Genomic DNA, 19417 nt, shown 5'->3' with positions numbered 1-19417 from the left:
GCGCCCGCTCACGGGCACGCTGCTCCTTCAGGCAGCCAAGCCGGTTGTCCGGTTGTCGGCTCGTGCGGTGAGGGAAGCGGAGTAGCGGCGGAGGAGCAGGATGGCGGTGGTGGCAAGGCCAGTGAGCAGGCCCAGCCAAAGGCCTACGGCTTCGAGGTGTAGGGCGTAGGCGAGGAGCCATGCTGTGGGTAGTCCGACGGCCCAGTAGCCGATGAGGGTGATATGGAAGCCGCTCTTGGTGTCGTCGAGTCCGCGCAGCAGGCCGACGCCGATGTTCTGGGCGCAGTCGAAGAACTGCAGGAATGCGGTCACGGCCAGCAGGTGGCTGGCGATGGTGAGTGCCTTGTCCGACCCGGACTCCAGGAAGGGAGCCAGGACAAGCTGGGGCAGGGCGAGGTAGAGGATGCCGACGATGGTCATGACGGCACCGGCGCAGGCGAGCGCGGTGTTCTTGATGCGTCGGGCATCGTTGTATCGCCCCAGTGCCAGTTCGCGGCTGACGTTGATGGATGCGGCGTGGGAGAGGCCGACGGCAACTTGGAAGACGATGTAGACGAGTTGGTTGACGGCGGTGTGTGCGGCCAGTGCGGCGGGCCCGAAGGATCCGGCCATCAGCGCGGTGAGGGAGAAGAAGCCTGCTTCGGATCCGTAAGTGGCGGCGATCGGGATTCCCAGGCGTAGCAGACGTTTCAGGACGGCGGGGTCCGCCTTCATAAGGTCCAGGGACAGCAGTGGGGCGAGGATGGTGTCCTTCTTCGCCGCCATGTAGAGGGAGATGGAGGTCAGCAGGTAGACGCTGGAGGTGGCGATGCCGACGCCGGTCAGGCCCATGCGGGGCAGGCCCCAGGTGCCGTGGATGAGAATCCAGTTGAGACCGGCGTTGACCGCAACCGAGGCGATGGTGATCTGCAGCAGGGCCTGGGGGCGTCGCATGCCGACGGTGAACTGGCGGATCGCTTGGAACCAGAGGCAGGGCAGCAGACCGGGGGCGAGCGCGAAGATCATGGTCTGCGCGCGGTCGGCGACTGCGGCGTCTTGTCCGAGCCAGGGCAGGGCCTGCCCGATCAGGATCATGAGGACGGCGCCGGCGATGCCCGCGAGGGTGGCCAGCGCCATGCTGGCGCGGACGATGCCCCGCACCTCCTCGCGGCCTTGCTCCTGTCCGTCCCGGTCGGCATCCTGAGCGTCTTGTTCAGCGCGGGCTCCGGCGGCGGCGATCTGGTTGCCGACGGAGGTGACCAGGCCGACGCCCATGGTGCGCAGTTGGTTGAAGATGACGATGGCCAGGCCGCCGGCTGCCAGTTCCTGCGTGCCGAGGATGCCCATCATGACGGTGTCCGTCGTGGTCAGGGCAACCTGTGCGAGCTGGGTAAGGATCAGCGGGACGGCGAGGGTGGCAAGGGCGCGGCTGTCGCGGAGGAGGTTGGTGAGCATTGGGTTACTGGTTCCTGCGGAGCTTGGTGAGGAGTTCGTCGATTTCCCGTTGCGTATTGGGATCGAGGAGGCTGCGGACCTGCATCCGTTCGTCGTTGAACACGGTGGTGTCCATGTGCTGCTCCCCGCCGTCATTGAGTCAGGGCGACCATAGCTGTCCCAGGTGGTAGCGACGGCAGGCGGGGCAGCACCTCGTGGATCACGCTGTCGGCGGAGCCGCCGCTGGACAGGTGCAGCCGCCGTGCTCTTTCGAGAAGATCCGTTCCATGCGGGGATGACAGGTGATGACGCCGGTGTACAGCGGGCGGCGATTGCCAACTATCGGTCACACAGGGCTAATTGGCTCACCTCTGCGGGTTGTACGGCTTCCGGAATGAAACCCGTCGAGGCGGGATCGGCCGATGAAATGAGTGCACGATCTCGCGCGTGAGCCACCCTGCCCTCCCCTACGGAATTATCATCGTTAGGATAGGCAAACCTAAGGTACCTTTGGGTTGCGAAACATGGAGCGAGGACGTAGGTGGACATCAACAGGCGTCAGATGCTGTTGGCCGGCGGGGCGATAGGGACGGCCGCGCTGCTGGCGGCGTGCTCCTCGGGCAGCGGTAACACCGCGACCGGCTCCTCCGGCAAGGGCGGCAAGCCCCGAAAAGGCGGCACCCTGCGCATCGGCGCGCTCGGCCGGGCCGGCGCCATCACCCGCGACCCGCATGGCACGCAGGCCAATGAGAGCGACTACCTGATCCTCGCGCTCACCTTCGACACGCTCGCTGTCCCGGGCGCCAATTCCAACACCGTGCCCCGGCTGGCTTCGTGGGAGCCTTCGGCAGACCTGAAGACATGGCGCTTCAAGGTAGCCAAGGACGCCGCCTTCCATGACGGCACTCCGGTCACCGCCGACGACGTGGCCTGGTCACTGCGCCGACTGCGCAACACGCCAGCGGGCGCAGCCCGCCTGCCCGGAGTGAAGAACGCCGACAGCATCACGGCCGAGGGCACCGACACGGTGGCGGTCGTCTCCGAGTACGCCAACGCAGATTTCCCCCTCATGACGCGCTTTGCCACGTTCATCATGAAGAAGGACACGCCGGACAAGGCGGTGGCGAAGGCGCCCGGAACCGGCCCGTTCAAGCTGGACTGGTATCGCAACGGCAACGCTCGTCTGGTGCGCAACGACAAATGGTACGGCGGCACCGTCTACCTCGACGCGATCGAGGTGACCATGTTCGAGACGCCGCAGGCCATGGCCAACGCCCTGTTCGCCGGGCAGATCGACGTCGCCTCCAACGCCGGTCCGGTCGCCGCGCTCACCGCGGAGTCCCGCAAGGACCTCCAGGTCGTCCGCCGCCCCGACGACATGTCGATGCCCATCGTCATGCGCACTGCCGACGGCCCGTTCGCCGACCCGCGGGTGCGGGAAGCCATGCGCCTGGTCGTGGACCGCGAGGCAATGGTCAAGCAGGCCCTCTCCGGATACGGAAACGTCGCCAACGACATCATGGGCACCGGCGATCCCGACTACGCCAAGGACATCCCGCAGCGCAAGCGCGACCTGGCCAAGGCCAAGCGGCTCCTCACCGAGGCCAAGTTCGACCTGTCCAAGACCTACGAGCTGTACACCACCGAAGACGTCTCCGGCATCGCCGACTCCGCGACCCTGTTCGCTTCGCAGGCGCGTGAGGCCGGCATCAAGATCAAGGTGGTCAAGCAGGAGTCGGGAACGTTCTACGAGAAGACCTGGCTCAAGGGCGACCTCTACACGAACTACTGGGGCACCAACGACTCGGTGCTGTTCTTCGCGTCCAAGACCCTGCTCAGCGGCGCCGGCCAGAACGAATCGGGCTTCGACGACAAGGAGTTCGACGCCACCTACCGCAAGGCCATCGGCACCACGGACGAACAGGCGCGGGCCAAGGCCCTGCACGAACTGCAGCAGATCGAGTACGACCGCTCCGGCTACCTGCTGTGGGGCATGGCCGACGGTGTCGACCTGGCCGCTGCGAAGGTCCAGGACCTGCCGAAGCTGCCCGGCTACGGCCGCGTCCAGCTGGAGAACGCGTGGCTGAGTTGAGCCACACGCCCAAGGACAGCGCGGTGGCCGATCCTGCCGGCACAGGGGAGGCCACCGCGCGACGCCGCCCGCTGCCGATCCCGCTCCTCGGCCGCCTGGCCGCGGCCGTGGGGCGGCGGGTCCTCATGCTGGTCATCCTGCTCGCCCTGGTGTTCACCGCCGTCGAGCTGCTTCCCGGAGACGCCGCCACCGCGACCTCCGAACGCGGCGAGAGCGCCGCCGACATCGCGGCCCGCCGCCACCTGCTGGGACTTGACCGACCGGTGTGGGAACGCTTCTGGGATTGGATGACGGGGCTGTTCACCGGAGACCTTGGTATCAGCGCCCGAGGCGAGAAGGTCACGCAGATGCTGGCCGACCCGTTTCCCAACACGCTGCTGCTCGCAGCCCTTGCCTTCGTCCTGACAGCGGTGGCGTCTCTGGCTCTGGGGTGCTGGGCCGCCGCCCGCCCCGGCAAGCTCACCGACCGGGTCATCGGCCATGCCTCTACCTCGGCATTCGCCATACCCGAATTCGTCGTCTCCGTCGGCCTGCTGATGTTGCTCTCCCTGTGGACCGGCTGGCTGCCCGCGGTGACCGTGGCCGGGGCCGACGGCAGGCCGGCCACGTGGACCATGCTGATCATGCCGGTCCTCGCCCTGATCATCCCGCAGACCGGATGGAACACCACCATCGTGCGCGGCGCTCTCGCCGACCAGGCGGCCACACCGCACGTCGAGGCCGCCCACCTGGACGGCCTGCCGGTGCGCCGCGTCATCTGGCGCCACGCCCTGCCCGGCGCCGTCCCGGCCATCGCCACCGGCCTCGCCACCTCCACCGGCATGCTCCTGGGCGGCACAGTGGTCGTGGAAACGCTCTTCAACTACCCCGGCATCGGCAGCGTGCTCGCCAGCGCCGTATCCACCCGCGACACCCCGCTCATCGCCGGAGTCGTCGTCTGCGCCGGTGCTGCCATCAGCCTGGTCCTGCTGGCCGCCAACCTCGTCCGCGCCCGAGTTCTGGGGAGTCACGCATGAGCACCGCCCTCACCCCAGCGCGTGCCCCGAGGAGCTCCGCGGGCCGCGGACGGGTGATCCGCCGTCTGGTCCCAGGCGCCCTGCTGGTCCTGCTCGCCCTCACCGGCCCGTTCCTTGCCGCGCACCCCCTCGACACACCGGTCACCGCTCCCTTCGCCACCGCCGGCGACGGAGCACCACTGGGTGGGGACCAGCTCGGCCGCGACGTCCTCAGCAGGCTCCTCCACGGCGGAACCGCCCTGATCGGCAGCGCCCTCCTGGTCGCCGCCGTCGTCACCGCGCTCGCCGCGCTGGCGGGCTGCTTCGCCGTCCTGCACCCGGCCGTGGGGAGGGCCGTGGAACGCACCGCCGACGTCTTCATCCTGCTCCCGCCGATCCTCGGCATCATGCTCATCGCGCTGGCCTGGCCCGGCGGCGGGCGATGGGCCGTCATCAGCGCCGCCATCATCCTGGGCACCCCTTACGCCGTCCGCATCGTCGCCAGCGCAGCCGCTCCCCTCGCCGGAGCCGGGTACGTCGAAGCCGCCCTCGCCAGCGGGGAATCCCTCACCTACACCGCCACCCGCGAACTCCTGCCGAACCTGCGCTCCACCATCCTGGCGCTGTTCGGCCTGCGCTTCGTCGAAGCCGTCTACGTCATCTCCATGGCCGGATTCCTACAGATCGGCCCCCAGTCACCTGCCGCGGACTGGGCTTTGATGATCCGGGAGAACTCCTCGGGCATCCTCCTCAACCCATGGGCGGTCCTAGCCCCCAGCCTGGCCATCGCCGCCCTCGCCATCAGCGTCAACCTGGCCGCCACCTCCCTCGCTCCCCGCTCCGCACGCAAGGCGGTGACCACCCCGTGAACACCCCCCTGCCCTCGCCCACCACCAACGAGACCCCCGCCCCTGCGCCGGCCGGCAAGGACAGCGCATCCGCGACAGTGGTGACGGTGACCGATCTCAGCATCCGGATCCCCGACGGACCCGTTCTGCTTCAGCCCACCAGCCTGACCGTCCGGGCCGGCGAGATCACCGCCCTGACCGGGGCCTCCGGATCCGGCAAGACCACCCTGCTGCGCACCCTGATCGGCCACCCGCCCGCTCAAGCGACCACCCACTGCACCGCGTTCAACGTCCTGGGCCACCACGTCCCCAGCCTTGACACGACGGCACTACAGACCATGCGCCGCACCCAGGTCGCCTACGTCGGCCAGGACCCCGGCTCAGCGCTCAACCCCCGGATGAAGATCCGCCATCTCGTCGCAGAAACCGCCCAAACCGCCAACGAACAGGCCGTGCTGGACCTGCTGCGTGAATGCAAGCTGCCCACGGACGGCGGATTCCCCGACCGCAGACCCACCACGATCTCCGGCGGCCAGCAGCGCCGCGTCGCTCTCGCCCGCGCCCTCTCCCGCACCCCCGAGCTACTGCTCCTCGACGAACCGACCGCGGGACTCGACGAGGCCCTGCGCGACGACATCGCCAGCCTGCTGCGCTACCTGGCCACCTCGCGCGGCCTCGCCATCGTCATGGCCTGCCACGACCCCCAACTCGTCGAAACCTGCGCCGACCACGTCGTACAGCTCACCACTGCACAACCATGCCTTCCCCGGCAACGCACACCACGCCCGCAGCAGAAAGCAGAATCCACAGAAACCGCCACGGACGGGATCACAGCGCGGTCCGTCAGCGTGACCTTCCGCAGCCGAGGCACAGCCAAACCTGCACTCGACAAGGTCGACTTCTTCGCACCCCCCAGCTCGGCGACCGCAATCATCGGACCCTCCGGATCCGGCAAGACCACCCTGCTGCGCGTCCTCGCCGGCCTGCAGCGGCCCGACACCGGATCCCTCGTCCTTGACGGCAGCCCGCTGGCCCATACAGCCCGCAAGCGCCGTCGCGAACACCACCGGCGCATCCAGCTGGTCCCGCAGAACCCGCTCGCCGCGCTCAACCCGTCCCGCACCATAGGCGCGGCCCTGACCCGCTCCCTGCGCCGCCACACCCAGCTGACCAAAGCCCAGACCGCAGACCGGATCACCGAACTCCTCGACCAGGTCGACCTCCCCGCCGACTTCATCCACCGCTACCCTCACGAACTCTCCGGCGGACAGCGCCAGCGCGTCTCCATCGCCCGCGCCCTCACCGCCAACCCCGACTTCCTACTCTGCGACGAGATCACCTCCGCGCTCGATCCCGGCACCGCCATCGCCATCATGGAACTCCTGCAACACCTGCGCGCCGAACACAACATGGCCATCACCCTCGTCAGCCACGAGACACACCTGGTCGCCGCCTACACCGACACCGTGCACATCCTGGAAGCCGGACAGCTCACCGCACACGGCTCCACCACGGCACACGTACCGACCTGATCACCCGTGATTCCTGCCCGGACACCACAGCGGCAGACACCAAAACCCGCTGCCACAACTACCGACAGCTCTAATCGCCGGAGGCATTCCAGAAGTTCGCCGAGGACTACCACGGGGTCCCGATCGACATCGACGCGGTGTGCCACGTGTATGCCCTCCACCCACTGACTCAGGACGTGGTCACGGCCTTGAACGACAAGGCATCCCTGGCGAGCGTTGCCGACGCAGCCGCCGAGATCAGCTATGCCATCGCGGCCGGCCCGGATTCCTGACCTGAGCCTGCCGGACAGGCTTCGCGAGCGCTTGACGCTGCGGAGTTCCGGTGTCGGGCCACACAATCAGGCAGCCAGAGGTAAGCAACGCAACCCCCGGCTGACCGGTCCAAACTCACCTACGGTCGGGCCGCATTCAATGGAGACCAGTCTTGGTTCTGGCTCAGCTTCTGTGGTGGGGCCACGCTGGGTGACAAGGGGATGGACATCGGGAAATGGCTGGCCAAGCAGCGGAAGCCCGAGGTCTGGGAGGCCCTGACGGACGGACAGCGCGAGCGCCTGGAGGTCCTCCGCTGCAGGAAGCTGCGCAAGAAGCGATTGAAGAGCAGCACCGCGAGCAGGGTCAGCCCCCCGCGAGGCCCAGATCGGCGAGCGAACCTTAGTCCGGGCGCATGGGAGTTGCCGCCCTGTGCCCACGGCACGGCATGGGCTGGGCTCTACCGAAAGACAGAGTGCTGGATCGGTCCTGAGGCCCACGCCCGCGCGCCCGTGGCGACCAATACTGGATGGCGTGCCCCTCATCAGCCGTTTCCGTCGTTCCGCCCGCCCCGTGCCGGACACCCCAGCGCGTCCGGGAGGGGCTGGCCGGGACATCGTGGAGACGGCCGGTGTGGCCCTCGCCGCCTTGTGTCTGTTCGTGGTCGCCCAGCGGCTGTGGAATCTGCCGCACCCCGTTTTCCAGCTGTGCGTGGTTGCGGTCGCCGTGGTGCTCTTCCCGTTGCGGCGGCGCTGGCCCGAGGCCGTGCTCCTGGTCCTCGCCGTGCTTGCCGGGGCGGCGACCGTTGTCGGCCCGGTGATGGCGGCCATCGTGTACACAGTGGCGCTCGACACGGTTCTGCCGCGCCACCGGGTCCGGCTGCTGGGCGGCGCGAGCCTACTGATCATTGCATCCGGGACCGCGACCGGCCCCTCGTGCGGCCCCGGCTCGGCCGTTTACGGCCTGGAGCTCGGGTTGGTTCTGGCGGTGACCGCCGTGGTCGTTCCCGGCTTGGTCGGTACGGTGTATGGGCAGCAGGCCCGTTTGCTGCAGGCGCTGCGCGAGCGCGGCGACGCGGCCGAGCGGGCCCGCCGGTTCGCCGACAGGGAGGCCCGTACCCATGAGCGGTCCCGGATCGCTGCCGAGATGCATGACCTGGTGGGCCACCGGCTCAGTCTCATCTCGCTGCACGCCGGCGGTCTGGAACTCGCCCTCGATCAGGCCGCGCCGGAGCTGCGCGAGGAGGCAGTCCTGGTACGGCGGACCACCCGGGAGGCGATGCGCGAACTGCGGCAGGCGCTCGGGGTCCTCGGGCCGCTCGGTCGGGACACCGGCCCGGACTCGCTCACCGACGTCACCGGCACCCGGGCCGACGTCGAGGCACTGGTCGCGGAGTCCCGCGGTGGCGGGATCGCCGTGCGGCTGGAATGGAGCGGCCCCGACCTCGACGCATGCCCGGCGCGGGTGCGGCGCGCGGTGCACCGGGTGGTGCGGGAGGCCCTGACGAACGTGCACCGGTACGCATCGGCCGCCCATGTCACCGTACGGGTCGAGCAGGACGACCGGACCGTGCGGGTGACGGTCCGCAACGGTGCGTCCCCCGCTTCGGCCGGCACACCGTCCGAGACCGGGACGGGGCGCGGCCTGACGGGCCTGCGCGAGCGGGTCGAACTGCTCGGCGGCACCTTTGAGGCCGGTGCCCTGCCGCCCGGCAGGTTCCAGGTGGTCGCGGACATCCCGGCGCAACCGGACGACGCGGTCGTCTGGAAACCGTCCGGGGGCGGCGCGGAGGCCTCCCCGTCGGCCTCGATCGACGATGGGGCGGCGCCGTCGCGTGAGCCGCGGACGGCCGGGGCGCTCACGCTCGCCCTCGGGGCGGTGGCGCTGTGGGTGCTGATGACGCTCGCGATCGCCCTGGTGTACGCCCAGCCGAGGCACTTGGACCGGCCTGTGGAGCCGCGTCTGGGAATGACGTACCAGGAGTTGAAGGGGGTCTTCGACAGCCCGGCCGTGCGCGCTGCGGCCACCGGGCACGAACCGCCGCGGCCCGCCGACACGCTGGGCTGCGTCTACCCGCCCGCCGGCCCCGGCCCGCGGCCCGGCGCCTTCGACATCACCCGGTACTGCTTCAACACTTCACAACGTCTCATCTCCATCGACCGTTTCAGCGTCCCGTCCGTACGGGACACCCCACCCTGGGAGACCCCATGACCGAGCCCACCCGGCCGATCCGTGTCCTGCTCGCCGACGACGAGGCGATGATCCGGCACGGGGTGCGGTTGATTCTGCGGCACGCCGACGGCATCGACGTGGTCGCCGAAGCCGCCAACGGGCACCGGGCGGTGGAGGAGGCCGCCGCGCACCGCCCGGATGTGGCGCTGGTGGACATTCGGATGCCCGGGTGCGACGGGCTGGCCGCGATCCGGCCGCTGCTCGCGCTCGACCCGGCGCCGCGCGTGGTGATGCTGACGACTTTCGGTGACGAGGGGAACGTGCTGCGGGCGCTGCGGGACGGAGCCTCGGGGTTCTTGCTGAAGGACGAGGGGCCGCAGGAGCTGATCAGTGCGGTCCGAGCGGCGGCGGCCGGTGACGCGGTGCTTTCCCCCGGGGTCACCGGAGCGGTGATCGCCCGGATGCTGTGCGGCGGCATCTCGGACGCCGACGGCGTGGCCCTGCAGGACGAGCGGATCGCCTGGCTGACCGTGCGTGAGCGGGAGGTGCTGGCGATGCTCGGTGAGGGGTTGTCGAACCAGGGCATCGCGGAGCGGCTGGGCATAGGCATCGGCACGGTGAAGACGCATGTGAGCGCGATCCTGGAGAAGACCGGATCGACGAGCCGGGTGCAGGCGGCCCTCCTGGCGCATCGCGCCGGCCTGCGCCCCTGACCCCGGACCATTCCGCGTACCCGCATGGCCCACGTGAGGGACTCATTCGGTGGGCCAGGTGCGCCGTCCACGTCCCCGGGGCCCCGGCCGTGCCGCCCGTCGTAGGTCCGGCCAACACCGCGGGTCCGGCCAAAGGCAGAGATGAGTCGGTGAAGGTCTGTCGAAGGGCAGGGACGGGCAGCTCGTCTCTGCCCTTCGATGGACCGCAACTACCGCCTCTGGGGCGATGTTTGTGCAGGTGAGAGCTTTGAGGATGGGAATGCCCCTCTGGCCCGCGGGATGCTCGTGGGCCGTCGTTCCCCAGGCGGAGTCCTCATGTCGCAGAAGTTTGTTTCCCTCGGTGCTCTTGACACCGAACCGGCCGCCCGTGCCACGGGCCTGACCAAGGTGTACGGGAAGGGCGAGACCCAGGTCACCGCGTTGGACTCGGTGTCCGTGCAGTTCGGGCGGGCACGGTTCACCGCGGTCATGGGTCCGTCGGGATCCGGCAAGTCGACGCTGATGCACTGCATGGCGGGCCTTGACCCGGTCACCTCGGGTTCCGCCCGGATCGGCGGTGTCGAACTTGCCCGCCTGAATGACCGTCAGCTCACCGAACTGCGTCGGGAGAAGGTCGGATTCGTCTTCCAGGGCTTCAACCTGCTGCCCACCTTGACCGCGCTGGAGAACATGACGCTGCCGCTGCGCCTCGCCGGCCAGCAGCCCGACGCCGAGTGGCTGGCTGTCGTCGTCGCCACCGTGGGGCTGGCCGGGCGCCTCGCACACCGTCCGGCCCAGCTCTCCGGCGGCCAGCAGCAGCGCGTTGCCGTCGCCCGCGCCCTGGTGTCCCGTCCGGAGATCGTGTTCGCCGATGAGCCGACCGGCAATCTCGACTCCCGTTCCGGCGCGGAGGTGCTGGGTTTCCTGCGCGATTCGGTGCGGGAACTGGGCCAGACCGTGGTGATGGTGACCCACGACCCGGTCGCCGCCGCGCACGCCGACCGCGTGGTCTTCCTCGCCGACGGCCGGCTCATGGACGAGTTGCACACCCCGACCGCCGACGCCGTGCTCGACCGGATGCTCGCGTTCGAGTCCCAGGGCCGCCGCACCCGCTGACCGCCCTCACCAGCCCGCCGTTTCCCTCCCATACTTTCGAAAGCCCGCCATGCTGCGAACAGCCCTGCACAACGTTCTCGCGCACAAGACCCGTCTGGTCATGACCGTGCTCTCGGTCTGTCTCGGTGTCGCGTTCATCTCCGGCTCCCTGGTCTTCGCCGACTCCACCACCGCCGCCTACCGCGCCGCCATGTCCAAGAACTACGCGGACATCGCCGTGAGCGTGAGTCCGAAATCCGCTCCGGGCGCCTCCATCGACGATCAGTACGGGGCCCTGGACGACGCCCTGGTGCGCAAGCTGTCCGCCGTTGCTGGTGTCGCCTCCGTCCGCCCGATGGCCAACGGGTCGGTCACCCTGGCCGCCAAGGACGGCACACCGATGCGGGCCGACAACATGATGGGACGTTTCGGCGTCGCCTACGTTCCGGGTTCCGACGGCACAGACAGCCGCTACCCGCTCACGTCTGGCCGCGCCCCTCGCGACAGTGTTGAGGTCGCGCTGGACCGCGGGACCGCGGCGGCCGCCGGCTACTCCCTCGGCGACACCGTGACCCTCGCCACGGACGGACCGGTCCTGAAACCACGCCTGGTGGGCCTGGTGTCCACCACGGACAGCCGGGTGAACGCCGGCGGCACCCTGGCGGTGTTCGACAAGACCACCGCCCAGAAGCTGTTCGCCACCCCGGGGCACTACGACGGGATCGACCTGACCGCCGCACCGGGCACCGACCAGTTCGAGCTGGCCAACCGGGTCAGTGCTGTGCTGCCGGCCGACCGGGCCGAGGCCACCACCGGTATCGCCCAGGCCAATCAGCAGTCCGTTTTCATCGCGGGCAAGACCAAGAGCTACGAACGCCTTCCGCTGCTCTTCGCCGTGGTCTCGCTGTCCATCAGCACGTTCCTCATCATCAACACCTTCACCATGCTCGTGACACGCCGAACCCGCGAGATCGCGCTGCTTCGGGCGATCGGCGCCACCCGCAACCAGGTGGTCCACTCGGTCCTTGCCGAGGCGGCCCTGGTCGGTCTCGCCGCGTCCGCGCTCGGCTTCGTGCTGGGCCTGGGCGTGGCCACGGTACTGCCGAACGTGCTGGACACTTCCGGCGACCTGCTGCCCAACGGGCCGCTGGTGATCGGCCCGGCCGCGATCCTCGCCCCGCTCGTCGTAGGCGTCGGCGTCACCGTGCTCGCCGCCTGGCTGCCGTCGCGCCGCGCGGCGCGGATCGCTCCCATCGAGGCGATGCGCACGGCCGAGCAGCCGCCGTCCGCCATGGTCTCCCGCGTCCGCGGCGCGGTCGGCCTGTTCATGGTCGTTCTGGGCGCGGGCCTGCTCTTCTCGCTGAGCGACGCGACGAGTGCCGACGACGACAATCTACAGACCGCGATGTTCGGATGCGGCATCCTCGTGACCGGTCTGATCGTGCTGGCCCCGCTGCTCGCCGGTCCGGTAATCCGCCTGATCGACCGGCTCACCACCGGCTTCGGCGTCGTAGGCGACCTCGCCCGTGAGAACACCCTGCGCGATCCGCGCCGCACCGCCGCCACCGCCGTTGCCCTGATGATCAGTACGGCGCTGGTCTCCGGTCTCGCCGTCATCAACCATTCCACGAGTCAGGCCCTGGATGTCCAGGCCGCCGCCGGACTGAGCGCCGACTACGTCATCAGCACCCGCAACACCACCACCGCCATCGACTCCGCCGCCGTCCAGCGGGTCGCCAACGTGCCCGGGGTGCGGACCGCCTCCGCCGTGGCGGACTCCACCATCTCCGCCGGCCCCCTCGTCAAGAGGATCTCCGGGGTCGACCCGAAGACCGTCGACGACGTGATGAAGCTTCACTTCCTCAGCGGCTCCGCCAAGGACCTCGGCCCCGGCAAGGTCGCCGTCTCCCACAGCTTCGCCCGCGACCACCACGTCACCACCGGCGAGCAGATCAAGGCGAACATCGGCCCCGGAGCCGGCGACCGCGACGAGCCCCACACCGTCGTCGGCGTCTACGAGGACAACCCCAACGCCCACGACGTCCTCGGCTACCGCGCCGACGTGCAGAAGTACACCTTTCTGCGCGATTCCGTGCAGCGCATCCTGGTCCGCACCACCGACGGCACGGTCTCCAACGACCTGGAGAAGCGCCTGCGCGCCGCCGTGAGCGACAGCCCGCTGCTGGAGGTCCAAAGCCGCGCCCAGCTCGTCCAGGAGCAGGCCGGCGTCGCCGGCGACCTGCTGACCCTGATGTTCGGGCTGCTCGCCATCGGCGTACTGATCTCCGCGCTCGGCCTGGTCAACACCCTTGCCATGTCAGTCTCGGAGCGAACCCGTGAGATCGGCGTCCTGCGCGCCATCGGCATGGACCGCGCCGGAATCCGACGCATGATCCGCCTGGAAGCCATCTACGTCGCCGCCTTCGGCACCCTGCTCGGGTTGGCCGCCGGACTCTTCGGGGCGTGGAAGGTCAGCGGACTGGCCAACGGCGCGATCCCCCAGTACTCCTTCTCCCTCCCCTGGCCCACCCTCGCCCTCGTGGTCCTGCTCTCCCTCGCCGTCAGCACGGCCGCCGCCACCCTGCCCGCCCGACGGGCCGCAGCACTCAGCCCGCTCGAAGCGGTCACACAGGTGTAGGAAGACGGCCGGCACCGCCACCACAAACGCGCGGGAGGGGCGACACTCCATCGCTCCTCCCGTGCGTTTTGACCAAGGTTCCGGTGTGCAGGTGAACGTCAACAGCGCGACGAGACGACGGTGGGCCTGGGTACGGCCGCCGAAGATACCGTGCCGGCCACGGGCCCGACGAGATCGCGCCGAAACGGGCGGCCCGGGCCGGAACGCCTCACTCCGTGAAGCGTCTGTCAGAAATGCAGCGCCGTGAACTTGATGTCTTCACTTTCGAAGTTCCTGGTCGTATTTTCCCCGGCGGGGAACGTCTTGATTTTCCCCGGCTCGATCTCCACGGAGAGAGTGAGATCGGCATCCAGCTTCTCTCCGCTGCCCCCGGTCAGCTTGAAGGGGCCGATCTCAGCGGTGACAAGCGTGGTCATGGAAGAAACTCCCTGGTGTTCAGCGCAGTGAAGAAACGGCGCAAGCCGGCCGTCTCCGGGTCGGAGGCGGCCACGGAGAACGTGATGCTGTCGAAGTCATCGTCGGCGCTACCCGTCTCGGTGAGCGGCATGCTGCGGCCACCTGACTTCGAGTGCTCTTACAACGTGACCGGCCACCCCTTTCGGAGGGCCACCGAGCCGATGAAGTCGTTGTCGTCCAGCGCGCTGACGCCGTACGCATCGCGCTTCAGCACCTGGGTCTTGCCCCTACGGCCGCGCTCGCCGGGAACGATCACGTGGCCGTCAGCCATGATCCCCCCTCAACTTCCTTCATCCGGAACAAGACAGAGCGACCCTATGGATCAGAGCTCCCGGCGCCGACGGATTCGCCTGATCATTCACTCGTGCGAGTGAGGGCAGCCGACGGGCTCACGAATCCGCGACGAAATCTGAGACGAAATCTGAGACACCGGCGCCGACGCTCGCGTGCGGCTGTGGTTCACGGCGTGCCGGACACGAGCCCGACCCGGTACGCGAGGACGACAGCCTGGACCCGGTCGCGCAGGCCGAGTTTGGCCAGGATCCGCGACACGTAGGTCTTGACCGTCTCGGGCGTGATGAACAGCTCCGTGGCGATCTCTGCGTTCGACAGCCCCTCGGCGATCTGCCGGAGCACCTCCAGTTCGCGAGGTGTCAGCGCGTGAACTACGTCCTCCCTGGCCGGCCGGGAGGTCTCGGCCGGGCACAGGTGTTCAGCGAAGTGGCCGATGAGGTGGCGGGTGACTGCCGGCGCCAGTAGCGCCTCGCCCCGGGCAACCGTCCGGATACCGTTCACCAGTTCCACCGGGGGTGCGTCCTTGAGGAGGAAGCCGCTGGCTCCGGCGCGCAGGGCGTCGTAGACGTAGGCGTCGACGTTGAACGTGGTGACAACCAGCACCTTCGGCGGGGCCTCGGCGCCGGGACCGGCCAGTTGCCGGGTCGCCTGGATGCCGTCGAGCAGGGGCATCCGGATGTCCATCACGACCACGTCGGGGCGCAGCCGCCGCGTGGCCTGGACCGCCGCGTGCCCGTTCTCGGCCTGACCGACGACCTCCATGTCGGGCTGTGCGGAGAAGATGGTGACGTAGCCGGTGCGCACCAGTGCCTGGTCGTCGCAGACGAGCACGCGGATCTGTTGCGGCGTATCGCTCACGGGGTCACTCCTGAACGGGCTTGGACGGAATCGTGGCGCGGACCTCGAACCCGCCGTCGGGCCGAGGTCCGGCCTCCAGTTCACCATCGACCGTCCGCACCCGTGCGCGCAGCCCGGCCAGCCCTCGTCCGCCCGCCAGGCCCGGCTTCCGCGTGCCCGGTGCGGCCTCCGGGGAGGGGACAGGTCCGTCCGTGGTCACCCCGATCTCGATGCGCTGCTCGGCGTGCCGGACCAGGACCCTTGTCGGCTGCCCGGCCGCGTACTTCATCGCGTTGGTGAGTGCCTCCTGCACCACGCGGTACGTGGCCAGCTCCACGTCCACGGACTGCGGGCGCCGCTTGCCCCGCTCGCTGAACTCAACCGGCTGGCCCGACCAGCGGGCCTGTTCGACGAGGTCTCCCACGCGTCCCAGGCTCGGTGCCCGGTCCGCGCCCGCCGCATCGGCGGTCGCGGACTCGCCGGTCGCCTCCAGGACGCCGAGCAGGTACCGCAGCTCCGTCAGCGCCCGGCGGCCGGTGTCGCTGACAGCCGACAGCCCCTCGCCAGCGCGGTCCGGCGCGGACGTGAGCAGGAACTGCGCCGCGTCGGCCTGTACCACCATGGCCGTGACGTGGTGGGTGACCACGTCGTGCAGCTCGCGGGCGATCCGGGCCCGCTCGGCGGCCGTGGCCACTGCGGCGGCCAGCCGCCGCCGCTCCGCCTCTTGCGCCCGTCGCGTGCGCACGGTACCCCCCACCAGCCAGACCGCGGCCAGAGCCAGATAGAACACGAGAAAGTCCAGGATCCCCTGCGGTGAGCCGAGGTGGTGCAGAACAACGGTCAGGACGACGTAGCCCGCACTCGCCCCGGCCGCCAGGCCATGGCGGAAGCGGACCTGATGGGCCCCGGCCGAGTACAGGGCCAGATACAGCCCCACGCTCCCGAACGTCGTCGCGAAGCCCAGCGTCTGGTGCACGGCGAACGCGGCGGCGACCACGGCCAGACAGGCCGCGGGCCAACGGCGGCGAGCCGCGAGTGGCATGGTCTGGGCGAGGATCAGCCCGATACTCAGCGCATTCGCCGGCCGCTCGGGCAGGTCGCCGATCTGCGCCCCGATGTTGGACAGGGTCGGCACGAAGGCCAGCACGGTGAGCACCAGGGCGAGGACGCCGTCCTTGAGGAAGGCATCCCGCTCCTCCCACCAGTCGAGCGCTGCCCAAGGCTGCGGAGAGCTCCAGGGCCCTTGATGGAACATCGCTTCCGTTCCCTCCAGTCGGTCTGTCTCAGTGCCGGGCCCGCCGCCGGGGCAACAGACCGCCGCTCCGGCGGGCAAGGACGAACATCGGGACCGTGATCAGCACGCCGATCAGGACGGGCACGACCGATGTCTCCAGACCGAAGGTGCCACCCGTGAGCAGAGCGGAGCCGTGCGCCTCGACGGTGAACAGGCCCTTGGGAGCGTGTCCGGAGACCGGGATGCCGAGCAGCTGCTCGGCGGTGTTCCAGGCGAAATGCAGACCCGCGACGAACCAGATGCTACGCCGCCACAGGAACGCGGCACCGAGCATGACGCCCGCCTCCAGAGCGATCGCCAGCGCGCTCCACACACTGGCTCCCGCGCCGCCCAGGTGGGCGACACCGAAGAGCAGCCCGGTGATCACGATGGCGGCCCGGCTGCCCCACCCCTGTTCCAGAGCCTGGAGAACAAGGCCGCGGAACATCAGCTCCTCGGTGACCGCGGTACCGATCTGCACCATCACCGCGGACCACACGACCGACACGAAGCCGCCCCCCGCCCAGGAGAACGAGTAGCCCCCGAACGCAGTGATCAGGAGGGCGGAGACGAGGATGAACCCGAGACCGATCGCGCTGCCGAGCAGCACCTCCCGGCCGGCCCTCTGCCGGGCGATCTCCGGCGTGGAGCGTCCTGCGAGACGCCGCATGACCACCCAGTACACGGCCACCGCGGCGGCCGCGCCCAGCACCGGCACCGGCACCGGACCGGGGCCCGTCGCGGTCAGACCCGAGACCAGGCCGACGCCGACCATGCCCGTCAACATCCAGCCGAGCGGAGAGCGCACGATCCGGCCGAAACGGCCGCCCCACCTGCCGCCGTCCTTGTCCAGACCGGAGTCCGTGTCGTCCTGTGCGGTGGTCGTCGTGCCCATGGTGGCCTCCCCTGTGGTGGTCGCACCGGCGGCGACCTGACGACCACGCTAGGAATCCGCCGACGTCCGCGAATCACCCGCGGATGGACAGCTCCTGTAGCTCTCACGGGGGATGCACCGCGCCCATCTGCCCATTCAGCCCTCTCCGCCGCGAGACACAACCGAGGCAGAAAGGATCAGGCGCCGTGCAAGGGCCAGGCACCATGGCCGCCGCGGCAGCGAGATCGAGGTGGGAGGTCCTGCATGCGAAGCATGGCCGGTGTCACCGGCTCCGACGCTCTGGCAGTCGCTGGCCCGGACAGTAGCTGGCCTGCTGCGGTTCGAGCGGTCCAGTCGGCGGCGGTTGCCAAGCAAAACGCACAGGCGGATTGATGGAACCGGTCTTGTCCGGGGGTGTCAGGGCGAGCATGTATGCCCTTCTGTTTCTCGCCCTGACCTTCGCGCCAATCCTGGCGCCCTGCATGGTCCTGGGCACTGCCGTCGCGCTCGCCGTACGGGTTCACAGGCGGCAACCGGTCCTGGTCAGGCACCTGCCCAGCGTCACCACCTGCGCTCTGATAGCGGTCCTAGGCAGTGTCCTGGCGATCAACAGCGGAAACCTCTTGGGCCGAGCGATCACGCAGCCGTCGCCGCGCCAAGGCAAGGGGCGAAATGCTTGGCGACCTCTGCGGCCACAGCCACCGCGTCGAGCGTCCCGTCGACTTCGATGACGCGGATGCCGAGGCGGCGGGCGTTCTATGCTGCGTCCTCGGCGACCAGCCGGTCACGGGCGAGACGGTTGGCCTGGGAGCGGGCCGGGTCAGTGACACGGATGTTGAGAGTTCCCGCGCGCGGGAGAGCCCAGAGTGGTGCTGACGGAAGTCCTCGGTAGGGACGAGGACGACCATTCGCCGGAGTGAGTCGACCAGCTCCGGTCGCAGCCCCCATCCCTCAGCGATCGCCGGCCGGCCGGTGAACAGTGCGCGCAGGTCGTCCAACGCCCACTCGAAGCGGACCTGGAAGCCGGCCAGCGTCTCGGCAGCCATCTCCTCCGGGTTCTGGTCCAACCAGACATGGTCGGGGGTGGGATCTTCCACGGCCTCACCCAGGGCGACACGACGCGCGATCCGGCGGTCCTGGTGGCCGCGGGCGTCGTGATAGTCGTAGTGGTACATCGTCAATCCGTACTTTCTGGCAATGAGTTCGGCAACGGTGGTCATACCGGACCACTGCGCGCCGCCGATCCACAACGCGCACTGCAGGCTGCCATGTGGATCCCAGACGTCTGATATGAGTGTCCTCCCGCTGGAGAGCGGTGCAGACCTCCGCTCGGGAACGAGTTTCTGCGATCTGCCGGAGCGGAACGGGCCGTGGAAGACGGTGCACGAGCGGCATCGTCGCTGGTCGGCGGACGGAACGTGGGAGATGCGCATCGTTTACGTGCTGTGCAGGAGCGTGAGCTGGCGGAACGTTCCGGCCGCGCCGCCGGCGGGGTGAGCTGCGGCGCTGCGTCCGGCTGCGGCCAGGAACAGGGGCAGCATCCGTTGGCGGTGGCAGCGAGCTCCGGCCGGACCGGGAGATCGCAACGGCGGACTCGCGGTTCCCGCTGGCGGGACGGCGTACTGGGTGGGAGGCGGCATGGGAGGGCAGAGGCCGTGCCTCCGTCGAGGCGGACGGGCGGGCGCGGTGGCGCCGGTGGTCCGGGCCGCAGGGGGTGGCGCTGCGGCGATCGCCGTTCCTGGCCGGTCAATTCGTGTGCTGGGCCGAGTCACTCGTCCGGGGCGGGGAAACGATCCTGCCAGGTGAAATGGGCGTAGGCCCGGCCGAGGCGTGGCACGGTCCGGTCATGAGACTGATCAATGGGGCCTTGACCCCGGATGTTGAACACGTCTATGCGGCTTGGGTCAGGGTAGTTGCTGCTGCTTGGACGGCGTTCTCGTAGGCAATCGGAGACCGC

17 protein-coding genes and 1 pseudogene are annotated in these 19417 nt (G+C 69.3%); 9 read left to right on the top strand and 9 right to left on the bottom strand.

All coding sequences use genetic code 11. The features are described from left to right. Window positions 1-27: 27 nt before the first annotated feature. Window positions 28-1434 (bottom strand): MATE family efflux transporter, encoded by a 1407-nt coding sequence (locus tag ACWCPY_RS37160; protein WP_451272668.1) that lies wholly within the window; start codon window positions 1432-1434, stop codon window positions 28-30. Between the two features lie 520 nt (window positions 1435-1954). Here ACWCPY_RS37160 and ACWCPY_RS37155 point away from each other — a divergent pair. From ACWCPY_RS37155 to ACWCPY_RS37120, 8 genes are all read left to right on the top strand, one after another. Next, on the top strand, window positions 1955-3505 hold the full coding sequence (locus ACWCPY_RS37155; RefSeq protein ID WP_451272666.1) for an ABC transporter substrate-binding protein: 1551 nt from the start codon (window positions 1955-1957) through the stop codon (window positions 3503-3505). Next, complete coding sequence (locus ACWCPY_RS37150; RefSeq protein ID WP_451272664.1) at window positions 3493-4521, top strand: ABC transporter permease; 1029 nt, start codon at window positions 3493-3495, stop codon at window positions 4519-4521. The genes ACWCPY_RS37155 and ACWCPY_RS37150 overlap by 13 nt, the downstream gene beginning before the upstream one ends. Further along, entirely contained in the window at window positions 4518-5369 is an 852-nt protein-coding gene (locus tag ACWCPY_RS37145) for an ABC transporter permease (protein ID WP_451272662.1), read from the top strand. The genes ACWCPY_RS37150 and ACWCPY_RS37145 overlap by 4 nt, the downstream gene beginning before the upstream one ends. Further along, window positions 5366-6880, top strand: coding sequence for an ABC transporter ATP-binding protein (locus ACWCPY_RS37140; RefSeq protein ID WP_451272660.1), 1515 nt, complete (start codon window positions 5366-5368; stop codon window positions 6878-6880). Before ACWCPY_RS37145 ends, ACWCPY_RS37140 begins: the two co-directional genes overlap by 4 nt. A 783-nt stretch (window positions 6881-7663) precedes the next feature. Next, complete coding sequence (locus ACWCPY_RS37135; protein ID WP_451272658.1) at window positions 7664-9340, top strand: sensor histidine kinase; 1677 nt, start codon at window positions 7664-7666, stop codon at window positions 9338-9340. Beyond that, entirely contained in the window at window positions 9337-10014 is a 678-nt protein-coding gene (locus tag ACWCPY_RS37130) for a response regulator (protein ID WP_451272656.1), read from the top strand. Before ACWCPY_RS37135 ends, ACWCPY_RS37130 begins: the two co-directional genes overlap by 4 nt. A gap of 315 nt (window positions 10015-10329) precedes the next feature. Then, window positions 10330-11109, top strand: coding sequence for an ABC transporter ATP-binding protein (locus tag ACWCPY_RS37125; RefSeq protein ID WP_451272654.1), 780 nt, complete (start codon window positions 10330-10332; stop codon window positions 11107-11109). Between the two features lie 49 nt (window positions 11110-11158). Continuing rightward, window positions 11159-13726: an ABC transporter permease gene (locus ACWCPY_RS37120; protein WP_451272652.1), complete on the top strand. Its 2568-nt coding sequence runs from the start codon at window positions 11159-11161 to the stop codon at window positions 13724-13726. A 227-nt stretch (window positions 13727-13953) separates the two neighbouring features. Here ACWCPY_RS37120 and ACWCPY_RS37115 read toward each other — a convergent pair whose 3' ends face one another. From ACWCPY_RS37115 to ACWCPY_RS37085, 7 genes are all read right to left on the bottom strand, one after another. Next, window positions 13954-14142, bottom strand: a complete 189-nt coding sequence (locus ACWCPY_RS37115; protein WP_451272650.1) for a hypothetical protein — start codon at window positions 14140-14142, stop codon at window positions 13954-13956. Then, a complete protein-coding gene (locus ACWCPY_RS37110) occupies window positions 14139-14273 on the bottom strand; it encodes a hypothetical protein (RefSeq protein ID WP_451272648.1) in 135 nt (44 codons plus the stop codon). The genes ACWCPY_RS37115 and ACWCPY_RS37110 overlap by 4 nt, the downstream gene beginning before the upstream one ends. A 27-nt stretch (window positions 14274-14300) precedes the next feature. Beyond that, entirely contained in the window at window positions 14301-14453 is a 153-nt protein-coding gene (locus ACWCPY_RS37105; protein WP_451272646.1) for a hypothetical protein, read from the bottom strand. A gap of 188 nt (window positions 14454-14641) precedes the next feature. Continuing rightward, complete coding sequence (locus ACWCPY_RS37100; protein ID WP_451272644.1) at window positions 14642-15334, bottom strand: response regulator; 693 nt, start codon at window positions 15332-15334, stop codon at window positions 14642-14644. Window positions 15335-15338: 4 nt separating this feature from the next. Further along, window positions 15339-16568 (bottom strand): sensor histidine kinase, encoded by a 1230-nt coding sequence (locus ACWCPY_RS37095; protein WP_451272642.1) that lies wholly within the window; start codon window positions 16566-16568, stop codon window positions 15339-15341. 28 nt (window positions 16569-16596) lie between these two features. Continuing rightward, window positions 16597-17481: a CPBP family intramembrane glutamic endopeptidase gene (locus ACWCPY_RS37090; protein ID WP_451272640.1), complete on the bottom strand. Its 885-nt coding sequence runs from the start codon at window positions 17479-17481 to the stop codon at window positions 16597-16599. Between the two features lie 566 nt (window positions 17482-18047). After that, window positions 18048-18680: a hypothetical protein gene (locus ACWCPY_RS37085; protein WP_451272638.1), complete on the bottom strand. Its 633-nt coding sequence runs from the start codon at window positions 18678-18680 to the stop codon at window positions 18048-18050. Window positions 18681-18783: 103 nt separating this feature from the next. On the opposite strand from ACWCPY_RS37085, the pseudogene ACWCPY_RS37080 reads away from it, so the two are divergent. After that, window positions 18784-18885: pseudogene (locus tag ACWCPY_RS37080) on the top strand (transposase); the annotation flags it as partial. 343 nt (window positions 18886-19228) lie between these two features. On the opposite strand, the gene ACWCPY_RS37075 reads toward ACWCPY_RS37080, so the two are convergent. Further along, window positions 19229-19417, bottom strand: a 189-nt coding sequence (locus ACWCPY_RS37075) for a hypothetical protein (protein ID WP_451272636.1), incomplete at its 5' end; no start/stop codon positions are given.

It is taken from the genome of Streptomyces sp. NPDC002403 (assembly GCF_053593015.1).
This window is presented reverse-complemented; position numbering and strand designations above follow the sequence as displayed.

Excerpts from the sequence above, each read along its gene's own strand:
- ACWCPY_RS37160 (WP_451272668.1), bottom strand. The coding sequence starts at position 1,434 with ATGCTCACCAACCTCCTCCGCGACAGCCGCGCCCTTGCCACCCTCGCC.
- ACWCPY_RS37145 (WP_451272662.1), top strand. The coding sequence starts at position 4,518 with ATGAGCACCGCCCTCACCCCAGCGCGTGCCCCGAGGAGCTCCGCGGGC.
- ACWCPY_RS37130 (WP_451272656.1), top strand. The coding sequence starts at position 9,337 with ATGACCGAGCCCACCCGGCCGATCCGTGTCCTGCTCGCCGACGACGAG.
- ACWCPY_RS37125 (WP_451272654.1), top strand. The coding sequence starts at position 10,330 with ATGTCGCAGAAGTTTGTTTCCCTCGGTGCTCTTGACACCGAACCGGCC.
- ACWCPY_RS37120 (WP_451272652.1), top strand. The coding sequence starts at position 11,159 with ATGCTGCGAACAGCCCTGCACAACGTTCTCGCGCACAAGACCCGTCTG.
- ACWCPY_RS37115 (WP_451272650.1), bottom strand. The coding sequence starts at position 14,142 with ATGACCACGCTTGTCACCGCTGAGATCGGCCCCTTCAAGCTGACCGGG.
- ACWCPY_RS37110 (WP_451272648.1), bottom strand. The coding sequence starts at position 14,273 with ATGCCGCTCACCGAGACGGGTAGCGCCGACGATGACTTCGACAGCATC.
- ACWCPY_RS37105 (WP_451272646.1), bottom strand. The coding sequence starts at position 14,453 with ATGGCTGACGGCCACGTGATCGTTCCCGGCGAGCGCGGCCGTAGGGGC.
- ACWCPY_RS37095 (WP_451272642.1), bottom strand. The coding sequence starts at position 16,568 with ATGTTCCATCAAGGGCCCTGGAGCTCTCCGCAGCCTTGGGCAGCGCTC.
- ACWCPY_RS37090 (WP_451272640.1), bottom strand. The coding sequence starts at position 17,481 with ATGGGCACGACGACCACCGCACAGGACGACACGGACTCCGGTCTGGAC.
- ACWCPY_RS37085 (WP_451272638.1), bottom strand. The coding sequence starts at position 18,680 with ATGACCACCGTTGCCGAACTCATTGCCAGAAAGTACGGATTGACGATG.